Here is a 3,078-nt window from a genome sequence, read left to right on the forward strand (position 1 = left end):
CATACCTAGCTTTCCATTCTATTCTTTTGTTAGCATCGTTCATTGGCATAACCTCCAGATTTTTTTCTAAAGAGATTATCTCAAGAACGGATATTTAATAGAAGGTGTTCATTGTTTGACGCTTACCTTTAACGCCTCTTCTAGTGCAATCTCAACGGCTTCATTTAATGTTAAACTCATTTCTGTATTGGTAGAAAGAACTGTTTCATTTGAATCTTCATTCATTGAAAGAGTGCTAAGGGTCTCTGGTTGTTTTTTTGTCTGACAACTTGTTAGTAAAATACAAACAAATAATAATAACAGGATTTTCTTCATACTTTACAACCACACCAGCTACATTTCCAATCCGAATATGAAAAGTGTTGAATGACCTGTTTCATAAAGCACCCCCTCGTATAATATGTTGAATTCACATTTAGAGATAACTTCAGATAACCCAGACAAATAATTAAAAGTCGAAAAAGAGTTGGTATTATTCGAAAAGTAGCAATTTCCTAATCCACATATATATATATTCTATTTTTATTTGAAAACTCCTGCTAGATAAGAGAACTTTTGTTAAAATATATTGAAAAGTAGGACAACTAATAAGTATGGGATTACTTCTTAAAAACGAATATTTCTGAGACAATTTTAACCTGTCGCTTTTGGAGTTATACCTGTTTTTTATTTTGCATTAAAAATAATCATTAAAAGCTATCTTATAATAAAAAGATAGCTTTTAATGATTACTTGATTCCGATTACTAAACTGTCTCGTGCAGCTTCAACAACCTCTGTTGTTATGGTTTCAAGATTATTAATTTCAAGTATTCTTTCGATCTGGGTAAAGAGCCTTTGTATTAGTCTAAAGTTCCCTCCAGTAATCTTAATAATACTGGTTATTGCTTCATAATCAGAAAAATCCTCGAGTTTTATAGAAAGTCCTAACTCTTCCCATTTATATTCTAAAATATGGTGGGTTTCATCTTTACTGAGTTTATCAAATTCATGAGCAAATCCAATTCTAGAGTAGAGTTGAGGATATCGAGTCAATCGCTTCTCAATTCCGGGCATTCCGATTAATATCATTGCTAAATCATTTCGATCATATATATACCCAGGTAAATCTTGTAGAAATAACTGATTAATGGTCGAAAAGAATTTTTCGATTTTCCCACGTCCTCTCGGAACTCCTACTGTAGAAAAAACTAGATTAATTTTTAAATCAATTGCTACTTGTTCCAAATGATTAGAGGTAAAGTCACTTCCGTGATCTGTATAAAATTTTTCAGGGATACCACATATTTGCCAATCCGGGTTGCTTTTTCTCCATATGGCTTGATGTAATACCAAAGATGTTTGTATAGCAGACGGATCTTGAAAAGATAAAAAGTATCCAGCAACTGCTCTACTATAATCATCTAAAATAATTGTTAACCAAGGTCTTTCTGGTTTTCCTTTTTCATTTAAAACAATTATATCTAATGGGGTATGGTCAGCTTGCCAGATCTCATTAGGGTAACTAGCCTCTCGTCGGTGAATTATATCATAAGTGTTTTGATATTCTTTTTTTCCTTCATGGGCTAGTTTTTTCAGTCCTGGCGATAAAGACTTTGAGATAGCATAGACCTGATAATAAGTGGGTTGCTTCCAGTTATTCTTTTTGCATATTTCACAAATCTTTCTGTGAATCGAAGTGACCGAATTTCTTTTGTGGCTAAGTATTAAATTTTTAATTTCTTCCTGTACTTCTTTTTCTACTTTAAAGACTCCCGAGTCTGCTCGACTTTTTCGAACCAAACCAATTAATCCAAATTGCTGATACTTACTAATCCAATATTGAAGTGTTCGTTTAGAAACATTCAGATACCTCGGCAATAGTTTTCAAATTCTTCTCGTGGTTAAGATATGGTGCAATTAACCTGTATTTATCCATAGCCTTTTGTCTTTGATCTTCTGAATAGGATGTCAACGGAGGAAGTTCTTTTTTCATTAAAATAGCTCCTTCCAATAAATGAAGCTTGTACGATTAGGTTTCTTTAATCTTATCTTTATTTAAATATCGATATAAAGTGGCTCTACTAATACCAGTCATTTCAACAATATCCTTTACACTGTATTCTTTAGTATTATAAAGATTTATGGCTTTTGTAATATCTTTAGTTGCTACTCTCGGTCGTCCTCCTTTTCTTCCCCTTGCTCTGGCACTTTTTAATCCTTCCTTTGTGCGTTCAACAATCAAATCTCTTTCAAACTGACTGAAAGCCTGAAAAACGGTCATCATTAATCTTCCTTGGGGAGTAGTAGTATCAAAGTTTTCTTTCACACTAATTAATTTCACATTATTTTCTTCAAAGTAATTTACTAAATCAATTAAATCTTTTGTGCTTCTACCCAATCTTGAAAAACTTTCTACAACAACGATATCCCCTGGTCTCAACTTATCCTTTAAACGATTTAATTCTGGACGGTTTGATTTTGTTCCAGTCATTTTTTCCGTTAAGATTTCATTACAGTTATATTTTTCTAATAAATCCAATTGACGTGATAAATCTTGTTGACGTGTACTAACTCGAGCATACCCATAAATATACTGACTCATAAAAAAATACCACCTTTTCAGTACAATTATATCACAAAGGGTGGTAAATGATACATAGATATTGAGCAATCTTTAAAGACAAAATAAACTATAATTATAAGCTATTTTAGTGTAATAAAAAAAGTCTCAAAAACATTCGTTTTTGAGACCGTTCAATTTATAAGTGGAATTATCTTATGCTTACTTATTCTATAAACGAAAGTCAATTTTTGGTATAGATCTTTACCCCACTGAGTTATTAATTCTTCTCAACGATTTTCTTTATTCTACTGTTTTTCCTTTCTAACTGGAAAAATTTCATGAAATGAAGAGAATTTCATCAATATATAGCATGGGAACAGTTCAATTTTCCCAATATACAAACCTTTTGTAACTGCTAAACTATAATAGACAGTTATTGCTAAATAAGAATGAACACTTTCTATGGGGATAGGCATGTAAAAGGATGTTGCCCCGTAGGGGCGACAGCCTTTTACATGCTCGGCGAATTATGTC

At 32.1% G+C, this 3,078-nt stretch carries 3 pseudogenes; all 3 read right to left on the bottom strand.

Annotation, left to right across the window (positions count from 1 at the left end):
• Positions 1-728: 728 nt before the first annotated feature.
• A pseudogene (locus M3210_RS19660) lies at positions 729-1,094 on the bottom strand (TniB family NTP-binding protein); the annotation flags it as partial.
• 63 nt (positions 1,095-1,157) lie between these two features.
• Positions 1,158-1,859, bottom strand: a pseudogene (locus M3210_RS19665) (TnsB C-terminal domain-containing protein); the annotation flags it as partial.
• Positions 1,860-2,016: 157 nt separating this feature from the next.
• Positions 2,017-2,583 (bottom strand): annotated as a pseudogene (locus tag M3210_RS19670) (recombinase family protein); the annotation flags it as partial.
• Between the last annotated feature and the right edge of the window lie 495 nt (positions 2,584-3,078).

The organism is Oceanobacillus luteolus, assembly GCF_023715655.1.
Lineage (GTDB): Bacteria > Bacillota > Bacilli > Bacillales > Amphibacillaceae > Oceanobacillus > Oceanobacillus luteolus.